The organism is bacterium (Candidatus Blackallbacteria) CG13_big_fil_rev_8_21_14_2_50_49_14 (assembly GCA_002783405.1).
Lineage (GTDB): Bacteria > Cyanobacteriota > Sericytochromatia > UBA7694 > UBA7694.
Genome location: PFGG01000011.1, coordinates 16,728 through 36,245 on the forward strand (window position 1 = coordinate 16,728; position 19,518 = coordinate 36,245).

15 protein-coding genes are annotated in these 19,518 nt (G+C 47.0%); 8 read left to right on the forward strand and 7 right to left on the reverse strand.

Annotated elements, in window-relative coordinates; translation table 11 throughout:
* The first annotated feature begins 27 nt into the window (after positions 1-27).
* From gpsA to COW20_02255, 3 genes are all read left to right on the forward strand, one after another.
* Positions 28-1,038, forward strand: a complete 1,011-nt coding sequence (gpsA, locus tag COW20_02245; GenBank protein PIW50344.1) for a glycerol-3-phosphate dehydrogenase — start codon at positions 28-30, stop codon at positions 1,036-1,038.
* Positions 1,039-1,107: 69 nt separating this feature from the next.
* Positions 1,108-2,184, forward strand: coding sequence for a hypothetical protein (locus COW20_02250; GenBank protein PIW50345.1), 1,077 nt, complete (start codon positions 1,108-1,110; stop codon positions 2,182-2,184).
* A 136-nt stretch (positions 2,185-2,320) separates the two neighbouring features.
* Positions 2,321-2,740: a hypothetical protein gene (locus COW20_02255; protein PIW50346.1), complete on the forward strand. Its 420-nt coding sequence runs from the start codon at positions 2,321-2,323 to the stop codon at positions 2,738-2,740.
* A gap of 13 nt (positions 2,741-2,753) precedes the next feature.
* Here COW20_02255 and COW20_02260 read toward each other — a convergent pair whose 3' ends face one another.
* Genes COW20_02260 through COW20_02270 form a run of 3 tightly spaced genes read right to left on the reverse strand, consistent with a single transcriptional unit; the run spans position 2,754 to position 4,489 of the window.
* Positions 2,754-3,533 carry a hypothetical protein gene (locus COW20_02260; protein ID PIW50347.1) on the reverse strand — a complete coding sequence of 260 codons (780 nt, stop codon included), beginning with the start codon at positions 3,531-3,533 and terminating at the stop codon, positions 2,754-2,756.
* 18 nt (positions 3,534-3,551) lie between these two features.
* Complete coding sequence (hpt, locus tag COW20_02265; protein ID PIW50501.1) at positions 3,552-4,109, reverse strand: hypoxanthine phosphoribosyltransferase; 558 nt, start codon at positions 4,107-4,109, stop codon at positions 3,552-3,554.
* A 14-nt stretch (positions 4,110-4,123) separates the two neighbouring features.
* The gene (locus tag COW20_02270) at positions 4,124-4,489 is read right to left on the reverse strand and encodes a hypothetical protein (GenBank protein PIW50348.1); all 366 of its coding nucleotides are present in this window, start codon (positions 4,487-4,489) and stop codon (positions 4,124-4,126) included.
* A gap of 460 nt (positions 4,490-4,949) precedes the next feature.
* On the opposite strand from COW20_02270, the gene COW20_02275 reads away from it, so the two are divergent.
* The 3 genes from COW20_02275 to COW20_02285 all read left to right on the forward strand — a co-directional run bounded on the left by COW20_02275 (position 4,950) and on the right by COW20_02285 (position 10,295).
* Positions 4,950-7,022: a hypothetical protein gene (locus COW20_02275; GenBank protein ID PIW50349.1), complete on the forward strand. Its 2,073-nt coding sequence runs from the start codon at positions 4,950-4,952 to the stop codon at positions 7,020-7,022.
* Positions 7,023-7,179: 157 nt separating this feature from the next.
* Entirely contained in the window at positions 7,180-8,454 is a 1,275-nt protein-coding gene (locus COW20_02280) for a 4-hydroxybutyrate CoA-transferase (GenBank protein ID PIW50350.1), read from the forward strand.
* A gap of 164 nt (positions 8,455-8,618) precedes the next feature.
* Positions 8,619-10,295: a hypothetical protein gene (locus tag COW20_02285; GenBank protein ID PIW50351.1), complete on the forward strand. Its 1,677-nt coding sequence runs from the start codon at positions 8,619-8,621 to the stop codon at positions 10,293-10,295.
* Here the strand turns inward: COW20_02285 and COW20_02290 are convergent.
* Positions 10,292-11,263, reverse strand: coding sequence for a hypothetical protein (locus tag COW20_02290; protein ID PIW50352.1), 972 nt, complete (start codon positions 11,261-11,263; stop codon positions 10,292-10,294). The two genes, COW20_02285 and COW20_02290, sit on opposite strands and share 4 nt — an antisense overlap.
* Positions 11,264-11,377: 114 nt before the next feature.
* Between COW20_02290 and COW20_02295 the strand changes: the two genes are divergently transcribed.
* On the forward strand, positions 11,378-11,995 hold the full coding sequence (locus COW20_02295) for a uridine kinase (GenBank protein ID PIW50502.1): 618 nt from the start codon (positions 11,378-11,380) through the stop codon (positions 11,993-11,995).
* Positions 11,996-13,072 carry a hypothetical protein gene (locus COW20_02300; GenBank protein PIW50353.1) on the forward strand — a complete coding sequence of 359 codons (1,077 nt, stop codon included), beginning with the start codon at positions 11,996-11,998 and terminating at the stop codon, positions 13,070-13,072.
* Between the two features lie 62 nt (positions 13,073-13,134).
* Here the strand turns inward: COW20_02300 and COW20_02305 are convergent, their stop codons facing one another.
* From COW20_02305 to COW20_02315, 3 genes are all read right to left on the reverse strand, one after another.
* Positions 13,135-14,964: a hypothetical protein gene (locus tag COW20_02305; protein PIW50354.1), complete on the reverse strand. Its 1,830-nt coding sequence runs from the start codon at positions 14,962-14,964 to the stop codon at positions 13,135-13,137.
* Between the two features lie 209 nt (positions 14,965-15,173).
* Positions 15,174-17,591: a hypothetical protein gene (locus COW20_02310; protein ID PIW50355.1), complete on the reverse strand. Its 2,418-nt coding sequence runs from the start codon at positions 17,589-17,591 to the stop codon at positions 15,174-15,176.
* Positions 17,584-19,479 (reverse strand): hypothetical protein, encoded by a 1,896-nt coding sequence (locus COW20_02315; protein PIW50356.1) that lies wholly within the window; start codon positions 19,477-19,479, stop codon positions 17,584-17,586. Before COW20_02315 ends, COW20_02310 begins: the two co-directional genes overlap by 8 nt.
* Between the last annotated feature and the right edge of the window lie 39 nt (positions 19,480-19,518).

Below are 19,518 nucleotides of genomic sequence, written 5' to 3' on the forward strand. Positions count from 1 at the left end.
AAATTGATAAGGAAACACTGACTGGAAATGAAAACACTCTCAGCAGCTGTCATTGGAGGCGGTTCTTGGGGTACCGCCATTGCCTACCTGCTTAGTCAGGGGGGGTGTGATGTCACTTTTTGGATGCGCAATGCGGATACTGCCGCAGAAATCAATCAAACCCGTTTAAACAGCCGCTACAGCGGAGATATGGTTTTGGCTGAAAATATCCGCGCCACCACAGATCTTGAAGAAGCCGTCAGAACAAACCCATTGATTTTTTTAGTGGTGACCTCTGCCAGTGCCCGTCAGGTACTGCATGATATTGGCCCCTTCTTAAATGGCAGCCATGTTTTGGTGCACTGTATCAAGGGTTTTGAACACTCTACCTATAAACGTATCTCGACCATTATTCGCGAAGAAACCTGTTGTCGAAAAATGGGGGTTTTATCAGGCCCTAACCTGGCCAAGGAAATCCTCCAGAACCACCCCGGTGCAACCGTCATCGCCTCCCCCTATGAAGAGGTTGTGCGCCGGGTTCAAGAGGTCATGATCACCTCCCGCTTTCGGGTCTATGGCCATCGCGATGTGACAGGGGTTGAAATTGCCGGAGCGCTGAAAAACATCATTGCCCTGGCCTCTGGCATGAGCAACGGTCTGGGTTTTCAGCACAATACCCAATCTCTGTTGCTGACACGCGGCTTGGTCGAAATCACACGCTTTGGCCTTGAAATGGGCTCCCAGGCCTCAACCTTTAGAGGCCTGGCTGGCATGGGCGATTTAATTGCCACCTGCTCAAGTCAACTCAGTCGGAATTATCAGGTGGGTTATCACCTCGCCAAAGGGGAAGGGCTCAGCAAGGTGCTCAGTGATTTGGGCTATGTCGCAGAAGGGGTTCCTACCACGCGCAGCGTGTATTATATGAGCCGTGACAAGGGGATCTCGATGCCGATTACCGAAGCCATTTTTCATATTCTGGAAGGACATCTTTCCCCCCGTAAGGCTATTGAAACCCTGATGACAAAAGAATATAAATACGAAGAAGAATTTCCAGGATAAGGGAACCTTTTCTCAATCTAACCGGTCTATAGCCCTAAATATTAAAGTGAACTTGAAACGAGATTTGCGATGAAAAAAACCATCACACCCATTCTGCCACTGGCAAGCGCTCTCTTGATTGCCCTTACTCAATTTTCTGCGAAGGCCCAAGCCCTTACAGCTTTTGAGATCGCCGAACGTTCCCTCACCCAGTCAGAAACGGTGGGCTTTGAAGGTCAGAAACAGCTCTCGGTCTCACGTTTAAACAGTGGGCCGCAAACCGCAACCGCCAATATCCGCTATGTCAACCGCAGGAACTACTCGATCGAAATTACCAGCCCCAGTTCGATTGGCGGCATTTTGTTTCATATGAGCAACGGTATTAACAGCGCATTTTTTCCAGATGAAAAACTCTTTTTGTTTGAGGGGGGCAAAGACACCTCAGATATGCCCGAAAGTATCATTCTGGGTCAAATCACAGACAATCTCAATCTCTTAAAACAAAATTACAATGCAACCCCTGTAACAGAAGAGCAAGTCTTTATTGCAATGAATCCCGCCTGGGTACTTGATTTCATACCCAAAAATGGCTTTACTCCCCGGCGCAAATACTGGGTAGACAAAGACACCTATCAAGTTCTTAAAGAAGAGCGCTATTGGGGCAGCGATCAAGCGCCCTATTCCAGTGCCATGTATACCACCTTTAAAAAGCAGGAAAAACCGGTTTCCATTTCAAAACTCAATCCCCCAGACGGCGTTACCAAGGTAAATCTCAGCGGCAAGGAAAAAAATGCCTTCTTAAGTTACAGTTCAATTGCCGCAGCTGAGAAACAGGAAAAAATTAAAATTGCCTATCCTGGCTATTTGCCTCAAGGCTTTGAGCTTAAATATATTCAGGTATTCACACTTTTCGGCGCACGGATTCAGGTCATGAACTTCACCGATGGACTGAATGATTTGCTCGTAACCGTACGCCCCCAACAAAATGCGTTTGTCACCCTGCTGGCAGGGGCTTTCAGTTTAAACCTGATTAAAAAAATCTCAGATTTAAGCTACCAGGCACCCAATAATTATTTTTCTCGGGGAGCTGGTAAAAATATTTGCGTGGCCTTTGGCGACCTTTCGCCTTCCGAGTTGGAAAAGGTAGCGAACTCTCTTCCACTTTAAATCTGGCCATAATTTGGATTGGTTTCTGAGTGAGCCTTATGCTAGAATAGGTGTGTGGCCTAACTGAACTGAACATTTGGAACTTACTGGATCCACGTTCAATCGAATCTTGAATTTGAAAAGATAGAGAGTACCAATGAGCCAATTTCAATTGCATGAAAATCCCGCTGAAGTCAATCCTGATCAAGTCATTGATCTTTATCACCTGATTGGCGGAGGCAGACCAGGTCTTGAACCTGAAAAAATTCGTCTGGCATTTTCCAATTCAACCTATGTTGCCATTGCAACCCTTCCCTCCGGCGAATTAATTGGCTGGATTCGGGCTCTCAGTGATCAGGTTTCTACCACCTGGATTCCTGAAATGGTTGTTCACCCTGAATTTCAAACCTTGGGTGTCGATGGCCTGCTCTTGGACGCGACCATTGCCCAATTCAAATCCAGCATGATCTATTTTCAGGCTTCCTATACAGAATTTTCAGAAAGAATCAAATTCTTTGAAGATCGCGGCATCAAGCCCATGCCCAATATGATTGTCTGTGGACGCATCGGCCATTAGGGCCCATGATTTATTAAAGCGAATACCCCCCTTCACTTGCTTCGTTCAAACGAAACCAAAGTGCAAGGGGGGTATGATCTGAACTGCGGATATCATGCAGAAGATGTGCCTCACGAATTTTAAGGCCCCGTGAAAAAATATAATCCAAGGTCAAAAATCTGCGCGTTTCATTCGCAAACTCTACGTTTTCCATGCCTTGACGCTTCATACAAGCAAACAGTGCTTCTCTTCTGCCGATACTCCAGGTATTAAAATCTCCAGCAAACAGAACAGGTCCCTTGTGGGCATGAAGAATTTCTGCGATTTGAAACAACTGCCGTTCAAAAGCTTTTAAACTTCTGAAATTGACGAAATGGGCATTGATGATCAAAAATTGCTCAAGGCTGTCGGCGATATCATAAAATGAAAACGCTGCACTTTTGGGTGTATTGAGCAAAGGCTCACGTACAGGGCCATGCCGGTTAAAGGCATGGCGGGTGTGCACCCGGCTCCCGGTTAAAACCCCACAGGAACTGCCACAGCGATCAAGCGCAAAACTTTCACCAAAAACCCAGCTATAATCCAGATCAAAGGCATCCAGTGCCTGGGTTTGAAAATTTATTTTGGCTTCCTGCAAAAGCAGCACATCATAGATAGCGTGCAAGCGCTGAAAGTCTTCAAACCAATTTTTTTTCTTGCTTTTAAAGACATTCCAGCTCAAGACACCATAATCTTGCCCACTTTCAAACAGCACACGGGAACTGCTGCCAAAATGACGCAGACTTTTTTCTTCGTGAGGAACAAAACGAGCCAGAGGAAAATCCCTCCTGGGTTAGTTTTCTACCTGAAACTTTTGATAAACAACGGGCTTGAGAATCCCAATGCAGGGCAAATTCCGAAATTTTTGAACATAGTCAAGGCCATAACCCACGACGAAATGGTCCTCAATTTCAAAGCCGATATACCCCACCTGCTCAACCTCAAGTAAACGACGGGCCTGCTTATTCAGCAGCGTGCACACTTTAATACTGGCAGGATTCCGCTGTTTGAGCATTTTCAATAGATAGTTCAGGGTAAGGCCTGTATCAATAATGTCTTCGGCAATGATCACGTGGCGGCCTTCGATGGTTTCTTCAAGATCTTTGGTAATCTTCACCACGCCAGAAGATTTGGTTCCTGCGCCATAACTTGAGATGCCCATAAAATCTACAGTCAGGTGCAAAGGAATCGCACGCACCAAATCGGCAACAAAGATGCAGGAGCCTTTTAGCAGTCCAATGACGATTGGCAATTTGCCCTGATAGTCACGTCCAATTTCCTGGCCCAGCTCCTGAACCCGTTGCTGAATCTGTTCTTCTGAAATAAGAACCTCGTCAATATCGCGATAAATTTCGTTATCTTGGTTCATGGTTGATAGTACTTCCACATAAGATGATGAAAATCCTTGTTCTGAATTAGTCGTATTTTGATATGGGGATACAGTTCTTTTAACAACCTGATTTTGCGTTTTTTCTTGGCCATCAGGCGGGGCTTACAGGTGGTTACTTCAATAAATTGTTTTGAGGCTGGTAAATAAAAATCAGGTGTAAAACACTCAACCGGCAAGCCATCGCCGCCCCAACTCAAAGGAAAGGTTCGTGGTTCATAGACCCACTCTACCTCATAAAAATTGAGCAAGCGGGCAAACTCTGCCTCACTGGGGTGCGCGAAGGGCTCCCCGGATTCCAACAGGATAGATGGATTTTTGCTGGCGTTTTTCTTTTTTCCCATGATTCAAAAATATTGAAATAAGATTGTTTGCAAGTGCCATCATTATACAGTGCTTCATAGATTTGATGATACTTGTCACAGAAATATAGGGCAAAGAAAGCGTATGAATGATCTTGTATAGAAAGGTGCTGTGCTGTACTCACTTTGACACTTGCAATGGAATACGGTATAGTGCGCATGATTGAGTGTGAAGACGTCCCAGACGAAATTATGCTCAAAGATGGAACCAAAAATTTGTTTGCTTTTAATCTGATTTTAAGGGAACAAATTGGGTGTTCCCAGCGTCTTGTCAAAACTGGTGGTCAGAACAATAGCACAATCTGAATTTGGTTAACATTGCAGCTCAAAATGGAGGAAACACGGCCACTCCAGCTTCGGTTTCAAAGGTTTTTCCACGCTCAGATTAAACAAACCACAAAATTTTGCCAGATTTTTAACTTACTTTGGAGGATTCATTCGAATGAAACTTAAGCAGACAGCAATGTTAGCTCTTGCTGCAACATTTACTGTTTCTGGTCTCACTGTTTTCACCGCTCCGGCCAAAGCCGAAGTGACCTTTGAAAGCATGCTCATGGAAAATGGTGGCGACCTCGACAGAACTCACTGGGCAGCTAACGCTATCCAGGAACTCGTTGACAAATACAAAGTCATGAGTGGCTTCCCCGACAAAAAATTCCGTGGTTCTAAAACCCTGTCCCGTTACGAAATGGCTGCGGCTCTGTACCAGGTCATGAAGTATGTGGATTCAAGCATTGCCAGCATTAAGCCTGAAGTTACCAAGGCTGACCTTGCTAAATACGCTACCAAAGATGACCTGAAGCAGATTGCTGCTTTGCAGATGGAGTTCAAAAAAGAACTCGATATGCTCAAAGAAGGTCATATGGAACTGGCCAAGCGTGTCGACATGCTTGAGCGTGTAAAAGTTCACGGCAAAGTAGAAGTACGTTACCGCGATCGCGTTTCTGTAACCGATGGTACCGATACTGCTTCTCCTCTCTTTGGCGCTGGCAACAGCAATGCAACCAAAGTAGTCGGCACCGACCTCGCGGTTAGCGATCGTCCTGCGACCGATGACAAAACCACCTATAAAAACAACAATGGCCAAGCTGAACGCGCTGCTGGCATGCCCAAGCAGTTCAACAGCCCCATGAGCCCCAATGTCACCGTGGATGACCTCGTGCCTTTCCGCGTTCGCAGCAACCTCAGCGTTTCTGCCATGTTGACTGATGGCCTGATGGCTCACACCAGCTTCGACATGTTCGAACTGGGTTCAGCTGGCGGCACCGCAGTAAACAATGGTGGCCATGACGTAAACGAAGGTTCTGCCAATGGTGGCGCATTCGTATTCCGTAAAGCTTACCTGGCAGCTGGCATGCTGGATGACAAAGATATGGGCGCAAGCTTCAAAGTCGGTCTGATGAACTTCAGCAAAGACTTGAACACCGGTTCTGCTTTGACCAACCACTTCGGCAACAACAACTGGACTGGCCGTGGCTACGGTTTAGTCGGTTGGGGTTCTGCTGATATCGCTGCTTCCAACAACAGTGTCACCGATTACCGCAACAGCATCTCCCGTTACTGGGCTGGTGGCCTGAATGCTTCTATGGTTGACCCTGACAGCAAAAACTACAACCAAGCAACCTCTCCTGCCGCGTCTTTCAACGCTGGTTGGGGCTGGGGCAAATTCTTCGTCGGTGCCAACTACGGTTCAGTGCAAACTGATCGTGCTGCCGCCGCCGCTGGCAACCTGAACAGTGGCGCTGCCGTCAATGGCGCTGATGCTGCTTTCAAAGTCCAGAACAATGATTCTGCTCTGTATGCTGGTGCTGTACTCCAAGGTCTGGATCGTAAGACCCAAGCCAATGGTACTCGCCTGACCGCAAACAATCTGGCATTGCCCTCTCAGTATGGTGATGGCTACATGGTTGCAGGCCTCGATCTGAACTTCTTCAAGGAGTCCTTCCCCGTTCGCCTGAACCTGTCTGCTATGAGCTTCCTGAACGACAATATGCTCGATTTCTCCAACCCCAGCCGTAAAGAAGTTTCTGGCGTGCTGGATTTGGGCTGGAGCAAGAATTTCGGTATGACCGTTGGCGTGAACAAATCCTTCATCGGTTATGATCGTCATTCAGTCGGTATGTTCTTCAATGACCTCGGCGGCAGCGGCTTCGACATCCAATTGGGTGCCAACCTCGCAACCCGCGGCATTTTCGCCGTAAGTGATATCGCAGCAGCCAACGCTGGTGTTGCTCTCGGTATTCCTTTCCTGAACATGGGCAAAGGCAAAGACAATATCAAGTTGATCCTGGCTGCACGTCAGTCTTTGGGTGATAACTTGGGTGGTTCTACCGATGCAGGCGCTCCCAACCAGATGTTCAAAGATTCCGGTCTGACCGTATCTCTGCCCTACATGAATGTCGGTGGCAGCCCCCTGAACATCCGTGCTGAATACAGCATGCTCTTGGCTGACGCTCTGTGGCAATTCCGCCCCGTAGCACATGACGTTTCTGTCGTCACCAGCTATATGTTCTAAACCCGTCTGAAAAGACAACTGAGCCCTCGGCGCAAGCCGGGGGCTTTTTTAATTTCAGCCAGACTTGCGGCCCAGGTCAAAATCGAGATTGATCTGAATCATGCTTTGCAAGCAAAAAATCAGGTACCATGAGTTCAAATCCGAGGAGAATGCCGCTATGAAACACTATATTTCTGCTGATGATGCCGTATCCGTAATCAAAACAGGTGACCGTGTCTATATTCAAGGGGTCGCTGCAACCCCGCATCTCCTGATTGATGCCATGGTACGCAGGGCTGATGAACTGCGCAATATTGAAATTGTCCATTTACATACCGAAGGCAGTGCCCCTTATACTGCGCCAGAATATGCAGAAAGTTTCTTTCTGAATGCACTTTTTGTAGGTGCCAATACCCGTAAAGCGATTCATGAGGGCAGAGGCGACTATGTGCCTGTCTTTTTAAGCGAAGTGCCCAGTTTGTTTACCAAAGGCATTCTGCCGCTGGATGTAGCCCTGATTCACGTCTCTCCACCAGATCAGCATGGCATTTGCTCGCTTGGCACGTCTGTAGATTGCACCTGGGCCGCCGTGCATGCCGCCAGACACGTCATTGCTCAAGTCAACCCACATATGCCTCGCACCCACGGAGATGGGTTTATTCACGTCTCTCAAATCGATGCCTTGGTTCAGGTAGAGGATCCCCTCCCAGAGTCTCCGGAACATTGCTTAAGCGAAGAAGAAAAAAAGATTGGCTGGCACTGCGCCAATCTGATCGAAGATGGAGCCACCCTACAAATGGGCATTGGGGCCATTCCAGATGCTGTTTTGGCAGCATTGCACAACCATGTGCGCCTGGGAATTCATACCGAAATGTTTTCAGATGGTGTGATTGAACTGGTTGAAAAAGGCGTCATTACAGGCGAATGCAAAAAAGTACACCCCAATAAAATTGTCACAGGTTTTGTCATGGGCTCACGTCGTCTCTATGATTTTGTCGACGATAACCCCACCGTGGCCTTCGTGGATATTGGGTATGTGAACCGTACCGACGTCATTCGCCGCAATCCCAAAGTCAGCGCCATCAACAGTGCGATCGAAGTAGATTTAACTGGACAGATTTGTGCCGATTCAATTGGCACCTATCAATTTTCAGGCGTAGGCGGCCAAATGGATTTTATTCGCGGCGCTTCATTGTCTGAAGGGGGAAAACCCATCATCGCCTTGCCTTCAATCACCAGCAAAGGCATTTCCCGGATTGTCCCCTATTTGAAAGAGGGCGCGGGCGTGGTTACCACCCGGGCCCATGTACATTATATTGTCACGGAGTATGGTGCCGCTGATCTCTATGGAAAAAACTTACGTCAACGTGCCAAGGCGCTGATTGAAATTGCGCACCCCAATCACCGCGATGAACTTGAAAAAATGGCTTTTGAGCGTTTTAAACAGCTTTAGATCATCTGCCCACTCGACCTGACGGAGCATCACTAAGATTCCTTAAATCAAGGCTGAAGCTCCGTTATCTTTATATATTCTGACAAAAATAGACAATTGATACTGTGTGCCTACACAATGCGTCATTTTTCCTGCGCTGGTACTCACAGATCCCAGGTGGTATCATGAGTTTAATCATCCAGAGAGGAGCCCGCATGACTGCCCCCCTGATCAATACCCACTCTCCGATTTTCCAGATGCAGGAAAATGAGGAATCTATACTCGCTGAAGTGGTTGAGGCTTCTCTCGAAAAACTTCTACAAGATCACAGCGCAGAATTTGTTTTGAACGATGCCGCCTATAAAGAAATCCTGAGGTTGCATAAAAAACATGCCAAAGTGCCCTATTGGCAGAATATCTACCGTTCACTCAACCGCATGGGCCCCGATGAACACCGCAAATTGCTGAAAGAATTGGCTGATGAATACGCGCGCGATATTATAGGCCATTTCAATCCCAAGGTCTACCGCTTCGCGACCAGCATGGTTCCAGCCATTCTTTCGCTCTTTTTTGATCCCCAATTCAATCTGCGCCGCAACAGCTTTCAAGAAAAGGTCATGATTGAAGGCCATGTTGAATCGGCCCGCAAACTCTCGGAAAAAGGCACGGTTATTCTGGTGCCCACCCACAGCAGCAATATGGACTCCATGGTCGTGGGCTGGTCAGCCTTCCGCTCAGGCCTGCCCCCCGTTACCTACGGAGCGGGTAAAAACCTATTTACCAACCGAATTTTGAGCTTTTTCATGCACAATTTGGGGGCCTATCGCCTGGATCGTCGCTTGAAGCACGAATTGTACAAAACCGTCTTAAAAACCTATTCCCTTGTCATTCTCGAACGGGGTTTTCACAGTTTGTTCTTTCCAGGGGGAACCCGCAGCCGCTCTGGCAATTTGGAGCAGAAGTTAAAACTGGGTTTGATGGGGACGGGTCTTGAAGCCTATATCAACAATCTGCGCAAGGGCAAAGAAAAACCCAATATTTATCTGATTCCCTGCACAATTAACTACAATCTGGTGCTTGAAGCCGAAACCCTGATCGATGATTTTCTCAAAGAGCAGGGAAAATCAAGGTATATCATCGAAGACGATGAGTCTTCAAAATTCAGCAAGACCTTTATGTATATGAAAAAAATGTTGGATTTAGACTCCAGCCTGTTTATCCGCTACGCCCCTCCCTTGGATATTTTTGGCAACCGCGTAGACGATGAGGGAATCTCCTATGATGAGCAGGGGAGGGAAATTGACCCTTCCTGCTATGTGCGCAACTGGGCAGGCGAAATCACCCTCGATGCAAACCGAGATCACGAATATACCCGTGAAGCAGGGCGCAGGGTGGCAGAAAGCTATTTTAAGAACAATGTGATTTTACCCACCCAATTGTTTTCTTATGTGCTTTTCCGCTATTTGGTTCACCTCAATCCGCGCTTGGATCTCTATCAATTGATTCGAATTGGCGCACGAGAAGCCTGCATTCAGCGCAGTGAATTGATTCAACTCGTTGATCGCTTTAAAACCTTTTTATCGGAACAGGAAAAAAATGGGGTCTTGAAATTGGCTACTGCCTTAAAAAATACGCCTGCGGATATGTTGGTCGACGAAGCGATCCGCTATTTACAAATGTTTTATTCCAAAGAAGTGGTGATTGATGCGGGCCAACAGATTCATGTTCAGGATATGCGTTTGCTCTTCTTTTACCACAATCGGCTCAAGGGCTATGGATTTGAATCTGCTTTCACACGTCAGATTATGGAGCCTGTACTGGGCTCACGTACCCCAACAGGTGAACTCTCAAGAATTCACTAAAGAAAACCCTTTTGCTTCAGAATAACGCGCATCCGGCGTTTTAAATCATGGATCGAAGGTTCGGCGGGATTGGCTTCAGCACAGTTATTAAAAGCCACAACCGCTGAGTAGATATTGGCTTCGCCCTCTGCTTTTTCAACCTCTTCAAAGAGCCTTTTTAATTCTTGTGTGGGATCAGGCGGACGCACCCGTTCCTTGAGTTCTTCAAGACGGGCCCGACCTTCCAGATTTGCAATTTCACGCAAATGATGCACACAAATCGAAACATGTTCCAAAGCTTTGCGTCGGTCATTGAAATAGGCATTGCTTTCGAGATAAGCAACGTGTTCTTCTAAAAGCAGAATGGCACGATTATCACAGGCCTGCTTAATCGCAGAAGGCTCAAGTTTTTTAAAATACTCAGCATAAATCTGAAAGGCCTTCTCCAATTTATGACGCTCCACATCATTGTATTCGCTGGGGCGGTTTCTGCTCTCAATCGCTTTAAGAACCTTCATTAAAGCCTGAACCAGTTCCTGTTCCTGCTGCAGTTCAGCAAGTTTTGCGTCCCGCTCCATCTTGAGCTGATCATTTGGATTGTTATAGGCCATATAAATTGAAGAGTGGATACTGTTAAAGGTGATATTGACAATAAAATATTCACCCTTTGAGAGCGCTTCTTGAATGATTTGTTTATTGCGCTTGATCTCAGTTTCAATCAATTGGGTTGTCATTTGATCAAGTGAACGCTGCATGACTTCAAAACGATGAAACTGCTGAGGGGTCATCATGGCGTGATTGGCACCAAAAAAGCCCTCACCCTCCCCTGTCGCCTCAGAAAGCTTACGGGTTATTTCACCCAGATTAATTTCCTCACGCATATATTGGTCGCAGTAATAGCCAAACTCAACACATTTATGCGAAAAAGACTCGAGAAAATCCTCGATATAATCTGGATTTAAACTATCAGGACTAAAATCGCCTGTCATATTTTCTATTTTCTTGTTTCAATTTCTAATCTTAAAAACCTTGAACAACAAATCATCGTGATTCAAAATACCTTGACTCCTCTATCTTAGCAACAAGCGGGTATAATGAAAAACATGGATAATATACATTTTATTGGTGTAGCCGGAGGATCCGGCTCTGGAAAATCAACCGTAGCCCGCAAGGTTTTAGAAGCTGTAGGGCCCGAAGAAGTCAGTTATATTCAACAGGACTCCTATTACAAGGACCTGAGCCATCTGCCTGCTGATGTGCGTATGCAGCTCAATTTTGACCATCCTGAAGCCTTTGACAATCAATTGCTGCTTGAACATTTAAATACGATTCGGCACAGAGAAAGCATTGAAAAACCAATCTACGATTTCAAATCTTTTACCCGCGTTGGTTTTGAGCGGGTAGAACCGCGAAAGGTTATTCTGGTGGAGGGCATTCTGGTCTTGGGTTATCAAGAAATCAGAGATATGCTTGGCATTAAAATCTTCGTAGATACTGATTCTGATCTGCGTATCATTCGCCGCATTCGCAGGGATGTACTCGAAAGAGGCCGCTCACTTGAATTTGTACTCAACCAATATTTGGAAACAGTGCGTCCCATGCACCAGCAGTTTATTGAACCGACCAAACGATTCGCGGATATTATTATCCCTGAAGGCGGCAATAATCTGGTGGCCATGGACATGCTAATTACGAAAATTCAAGCCCTGCTTTCAAGTTAAATGCTCCGTAAAATCCTAAATTTTGGCCTCAAAGCCTGCTTGGTCTGTTTAACCTGTTTAGCCCTTGCTGCCTGGATCTGGAAAGACATGACGCTCTACCTTTGGGAGGGCGCCAAAGGTCAGGTTTCTTTGCTGATTGGCGGGCGTTCCATTCAGGAAATGCTGACAGACCCCAGTGTTTCTGCCAATCTGAAACGCCAGTTCAAACAGGTGGCTGAAGTCAAAAACTTCGCAGAACAAAAATTGGGTCTCAAACCCACCCAAAACTACGAAAAATATCTGGATTTGGGCCGGGATTATCTGGTCATGGTTTTAACGGTTTCTCCCCCCCTGAAAATGGAATCCTATACCTGGTGGTTTCCGATTGTCGGCACGGTTCCCTATAAGGGCTTTTACAATAAGGAAATGGGGCTGAAGGAAAAGAAAAGCTTTGAAGATCAGGGCTATGAAACACATTTCAGACCCTCTCCGGCCTACAGTACCCTGGGAAAACTTCAAGATCCCCTGCTCAATACCATGTTGCTCTATGGCGAATTTTATCTGGTCAGCACGGTCATCCATGAAAGTGTGCATGCCAGTCTCTGGATTCCAGGCGATGTAACCTTCAATGAAAACCTTGCCAGTTTTATTGGCTACTATGGTGCACTTGAGTATTTCGCGCAAAAATATGGAAAAAACAATAAAAAATACCAAGAAGCTTTGGCCCGTCAAACAGATCAAAAAATATTCGCAACCTTTATCAAAGAGCTTCACGACAAACTCAAGAAACTGTATGAAAGTGATGCCTTCACAGCCAATAAGTATGAACGCAAAGCGCATATTATTGAAGAAATGAAAACTCGCTATAAACTTGATATCGTCAAAAAGTTTAAGGGTTCAGGTTATGCTGGTTTTGAGCAAAGAACCTGGAACAACGCCATGATCATGGCCTATCAGCACTACGATCAGGAGCAGGACTTTTTCGAAAAACTCTTAAAGCAAGAAAAGGGCAATATTGCAAAACTGATGCAGTTTCTTCAAAAGCAAGGCCCCTCAGGGATTCAAACGCTGAGAAAGAAATTTAAATCTCCCCAATAAAAAACCCTTGCAATAAATTGCAAGGGCGGGAAAAAGGGTTTTAAGGATTCAAATCAACTGGTTTATGCGTCTTGTTGCGATTCTTGGGCAAGAATCTCAACAGCAATTTCCTCTTCAATACTTTGCTGAACTTCTTGGGCCGTTTGGTTGGCCTCTTGAATTTCAGACTCAAGATTGATTTGATCTTCTGTCAGAAGCACCTCTTCAGGTTGGGCAGAAACATTGGACTCGCTTGCCGCTTGCTCAATATCTGAGACCTGCAAAGCCACTTCCACATCATCTTGGGTAGACCCTGTTGCATCCACCAAAACATCTGCCAGCTCTTCACTCAGTTCAGCCGAAATTTCTTCAGTCATCACCATTTGTTCAGCCGATTGAGCGGAGTCGACATCCAAAGCCAGGTTATCACTGTTATTTTCAAGATCTTCGACCTGGGCTTCGCAGAGCAAATCCCCTTCAGCATTCAAATCGCCCAAGGTATCGACATCTGCAGCCACCTGATTCAGGAGGTCATCAATATTTCCACCCCGGGTTTGATTCAAGCGCAAACGGGCTTGCTCGGCACGCTGCTTGGCCATGGCCAGCCTTTGGGTAAGCGTTTGAGCAATCCGCTCAATTTGTTTACCCGAAATCAAGAATTTATAGAGTTGCATTTTCCCTGATTCAGTCCGTGTCAGAACATAAAGAGTACGGTTTTTATAGACCTTGCTGTCACGGGCCAGCTTTGTAGCTGCCAATCCGCGAATACCCGCCAATTGACGGCGTTCCAATTGCTGATTGCCTACCTGTACAGTCTGTACATTCGCAACCGGGCGTCTAGCCTGCAACTCAGCCTGGCGCTGCTTGAGTTCAGCCAGACGACGCTCCAATTCCTGACGTTGTTGTGCCTGAAGACGTTGTGCCTTGGCACGCGCTTCGATGTCTGCACGTTGCTGCGTATTCAAACGGTTCAAAAAGAGCTGCAGGTTCAAACGAGCATCCAAGCTCATGGTAGGTTGAGGCGCAGGTCCAATCACCTGTTGGGTGACAAAACGGGTTTGGGTGACAATTTTTTTGGTCACCACCACACGGGTTTCAGTGACCGTACGGGTTTGTACATATTTGGATTTTTCACGTAAAACTTTTTTACGTAAATTATCTTTTAACTGCTTATAGGCCGTTTTATTTCGAAAGCTGACTGTTCCCAGATTGTCATTGGCTTTGACAAAATTTCCCTGAGCGTCTAAGCCCATAAAATAACGTAAAAAGGCACTGCTATGCACCAAAACCTGACCGCGCTGATTCACACGCAACTGGTTCTGAGGCAGGCGATCGCCATCCAACCAAACCCCGGCAATTTGTTTGCCATTTAATTTTTGAGCCGCTTTGGCTCCCAGATCCACCACAACAGCATTGCGTTGGAAGGATTGAATACTGTCTTTGTTTTCAATCCGGTTGGTGGTTGCCACTTGATCGAGAACGACCTTGCGATTATTGGCAGTGGCAACCGTCACTTCAGCGTGGAGGCGAATATTACTGCGCTTTTGCTGTTCTGGATTAATCACCACGATCACGGGCCGTTGATAGCCCTTGAGCTGTACTTCTGCCTCTGCCTGCCCGCCATCGGACAGATTAAAATCATCCACCACCAGTTCACCTTGGGCATTAAAAGAGTGGCGAACCCTTCGGCCCCCAATTCGGACTTCATCAATATCCGCAGCAGAAACAGAATTGGAAACCCCATTTTCATTGACCAAGGCCAAATCGATCGAGACTTTGTTTCCACTTTCAAGTTCTTTCAACAATTGATTTGCCAAATTAGCAGCCACAGTCAACTGTTCAGCTGTGCAGCCAAAGCTGCTGATCAATAAAGAACCAGCGAGTAAGGTTTGCATCATTTTTTTTACGAGCATAGAATATTCTCCTCTGAAATAATTTCGTTGATTGAGAATCTTAGGCCAGTCCAAAGATTCTCATTTGTAACCCCAAAACTTAGACTCGCTCATTGTTGCACAGATGTGAGGATGACGTAATCAAAAAGTGATTTGTTCCTCTTTCCCTATTGAAGAGGATACAAAGAGCATGACAGTATGTCAAGAAAAATATTGCGAATGTATAAGATTTAATTTTCTGATTCGAGTTTTTCAATCGTCACGCGGGTCAGTTTGAGAGCCGTTTGCCCCGTATACTGACAGCGCCCCAAATGAGAAGTCAATTGATTTAAACTGCGTTGTTTCTGCTCATCCTCCCAAGTGGGATGAATGCTCAGATAAATATTTTCACCATTGACCCGCTTGCTGGGAATCACTTTTACCACCAGCGATTCACGGGTGTCTCGATTGGTCAGCCAAACCCGATCATAGGGTTTCAAATCCAACCGTTCGGCCAAGCCCAAAGAAATATGTGCCAGCGTTTCCTGGGGGCGATGAGCCGTTGGTGAGGTTTTACATGAATTAAAGGCATCCTGACGCCAGCGCAAATCCACCTCCTGTTCAGACAGGTGAGAACGCCCCGTGATCAATACGATCCCAGAGGAGGGCTGAATCTCATGTTCCTGGGGAAGAAAAAATTCAAACCTACGGCGCTCTCCTTTTACCGAAGCAAAAGGTAAGTCTGCGTTCTGGGGGTCCAGGCGATAGAGCGTCGAACCCACTCCGCCATGAATCAAACTGCCCTGTTCGAGTAGTTCCAACCAGGAAACCAATTTGCCCTCTTTGTTTTCGGGTCTGCAGAAAAGCGTATTTTGCCCCGTCTGCCCCGTCCAATAGGCCTGAATCCGATCCCAGAGCTGGGCGCGATTGACTTCACCCTCCTGGCGCATCAGCCGACCGCCCATTTCTGGGGGCGCAAAGCGATTTTGCAAATAACCACTTTGCATTAAACGGCTGAGATCAGGATGCCGCAGCCCCAGGGCCGTATCACGTTGCAAGAGACGCATGACCATGGTGATCGTGTCATAGATTAAGGTCACATCACTGCGCATTTGCGCAGGGCTCTGGTGGCGGGGCCAGGAAAGGTTCAAGCGCCATTCGCCACTTTGCGAAAGACGAAATGCAGCAGAAGGAGGAGCCGTGGGAATCACCAGCGCCGCATGCTTTAAACTGAAAGCATCAGGGAAAGGGTCAATGACTACAAATTGCACAAGCGGGTCCAATAATTTACGCTGCCAACGTGTGCTGTTCATCATCATGCGTTCAAAGCGCGTACCAAAAAATAAAAAGAGCTCACGCCGTGGTTGGGGTTCTGAAAAATCCAGAGCTGAACGGGGGTTACAGGCCAAGGCCCGATCGTAAACATCGGGAGGAAGATTGACCCGCCGGGCAGCGTCCTCAGCCCCCGCCTGATCAAAGGGAATACGACCTGGAAAATGTGTGGAAGAGAGCATCTGAATCACGGATTCTTCGTTGCTTTGACCCGGCACTTGCAGAACGCCGCCCAAGAGTTCACCCTCAGGATTTAAACCAAACTTGCCCAAACAGGCCAATAAATTTGCCCAAAGACAATGGGGAACAATTCCAGCGGTTTGGGAAAGCCCCAAAGAAGGGATATGGACAGGCACAGTGTCAGGGCTCGCCAAATGAGAAGCCAAATGTCGCACTGCCCGTAAGAGCTTTTCTCTGTGGGCATATTCTGAGGCAATCAGCGGAACAATCTGTTCAGGATGAAATCGTTCTTGGCGGGCAAATGCCAGGTAGTTTTCAAAACTGGCGGCATCTGCAAAATGTTTGACAAAGGCATGATCAATCGCCTGGGGATAATGGGTTAAAATTTCGTGCGCCAGACAGAGAGCCAATAAACTGTCACTGCCTGGACGAATAAAAAGCACGCGCTCAGGCCCCAATTCAGACATGATTTTTTTAGCGGTCTCTGTGACCATGACCTCGATCAAATAGAGATCAGGCTCTTGCTGCATAAGCGCCTCAAACAGGGGGGGATGAGAAACCAAACCATTCCATCCACTGAGCAAAAATAAGCGATTGGGGCCATTGACAGCCTGATCATACTGAATAAAAGGTCGGGCCTGCCCTGTTAAAAACTCTTGATAAAGTGCACCTGACCAATAACCGTGCTCAGCATTGCTGGCAATACTGCGAACCCCCAAAAGACGAAAGACCTCATGCATGGCAAAGAGGGCAAAATAATCTACCTGACCACTGGTGTAAATCAAGGTCTGGGCCTGGGCTGGCCGATGATCAAGCAAAAGCAAGGCCAAACGCTCTAAAGCCGCAGAATAGCTCAGAGAAACCCTTTGCCCCGTAATATCCAGAATGCTGGGTTGTAAATGCATCCCAAAGGGCAGAATGGACTGTTTGCGCGACATTTGCAATTTTTCACAGCCTTGGGTAGGCGAAACACGGAGGTCAGCCTGAAGCGAATCCCCCAAACCACAGTAATGGCAAGCTTGCTGCCCCGTACTCAGGGCATTTTGCTGCGCATGTTCTGGAAATGCCCAGGGTGGAGGTGACTGGCGCAGGGGCAAAAGCTCAGGGTGAGCCAAAACAGGCAGATTTTCAGTGAAAAAGGTTTGAAAATTATCCATTGAAATTCGCCCCTATTGCGTGGTCCCCAGAATGCTTGGCACAGCGAAAACCAATATCACTGTGGCGGTGGGTCGGGGGTTGAAAAAAACGGTAGGAGGAACGGGTAAAAAAGGTGCCGCGAACCCCCCAGGAACAGCCCTTGAGGGTACGGGCACCCGCAGCGACAAGGTCTTCTCTACCGTCATCTGCTTGATACGGGTAAGTCTGATAGATGCTTTGGGTCCATTCATAGACTTGGCCGATCATATCAAAGCAGCCAAAAGGACTCTTTCCCAGCGGATAAGAGCCGGAAGGGCAAAGCGTCAAGAGACCTGTCTCTGCCGTATTGGCCCGTTCTTCCTGCCATTGATTGCCCCAAGGCCAGATCAAACCTTCAATACCTCGGGCAGCCATTTCCCACTCCACTTCTGTAGGCAATCGCTTCTCGGCCCAATTCGCAAAAGCCACGGCTTCGTACCAACTGACTCCCACTACTGGAAAATCGGGATAATCCTCACCACAGCAATGTCCGGGCAAATTCCAAAAGGCAGGCCCTGTCAGTTGCTGTTCCTGAACAAAAGCCCATCCCTGAGGCAGCCAAAAATCAGCCCTTTGATAGCCGCCCGCTTGCATAAATTCTGAAAATTCAGCATTGGAGACCGGAAAGAAATCTAAATAAAAGCCTTCAGTTTTCTGAGAGTGAACGGGTCGTTCAGAACTGTGAAGGGCATCTCCAATCGGATATACCCCCTCAGGAATCCAAGCCATGGCTCCCTTGGTTTGCAGTTCAGAAACGTGAGCCGGTAAAAATTCACGCATAGCATGTCGAAAAAAGACCTGACCAGCTTGCGCACGGGTTTGCAAAACCTGCTGATGCTCAGGAGAAATATGCAGCGCATGGGCCATTTTCTGAGTAACCTGGTTTTGCTGTTCAGGGTTCAGAAAAGACAAAAAAGGCAGCCATTCCAGTAAAACTTGAAAACGGGCCTGGTTGAGAATCTGGTGTTGTTTTTCAGGGGAAGAGGATCTTTCAGGCTGCTGGCCCTCTGCCTGCAATGCTTCATATTGGCTCAAAACTGTTGCCAGTTCCTGCTTTAATTGCTGAGCTTTGGCTTCAGCCTCATTCTTGAGTTGCGCCATGCGCACCAGAGAAATGCCTGCATCCTGTCTGCCTTTTTGAAGACTCAAAGTATCGCGTGCTGTTTTTTCAAGAATATCATTTAAATTCTCAATTCTTTGATCACTCTCAAATTGCTGACGTTCAATAAAATCCTGAAGTTCTTGAATACGCTCAGCCTGTTCTGCAATCAGGCGTTCAGACTCTGCACGTGATTCCTGCCAGTTCAGCATGTTCTTCTGATGCTCAAGTGCCCTCGTTTGAAGCAGAGCAATTTCTGCTTCAAACTTTTCAAATTGGCGCTGATACGTGAGAAGACGTTCTTCCAGGGCTTCAAGATCTGAAAAATATTCAAGCAATTCCGATTTTTCAGCGCCCAAACGTTCGCTTAAAAAGGCATAGGCCAATGCTAAGATTTCGGTTTCCTGTTGAAGGGCATTCCACTGCGAAGAAGGCGCTGAAGCAGGTTCTGGATGGGTGGGAAGCCCCCGAAGACGCTGAAACAATTCAGCAAAGATCTCATTTCCCTGATCGGCAAAGGAGAGGGACAATTGCTCCCGCAATTCAGCCACCAAGCTGGAGCTGGCTTCAAGCTCCTGTTCTAGCCGCTCGTTGCGCTGTGATTGGGCACTCAACCCTGATAGCAGTGCTCCCAGGGTTTTATCCCAAAACGCTAAACGGGAATCCAAATGTTCAAGATAAAAATACAAGGATTGAAAGAGAAACAGCAATTCCTTGAAGCTACGAAGAGAAGGCCCGCCACGAGCCCTTTCCATTTCAAATCTGGACATGATTCCTCATTTTATCAGCCTGTCAGGCACATATGCATC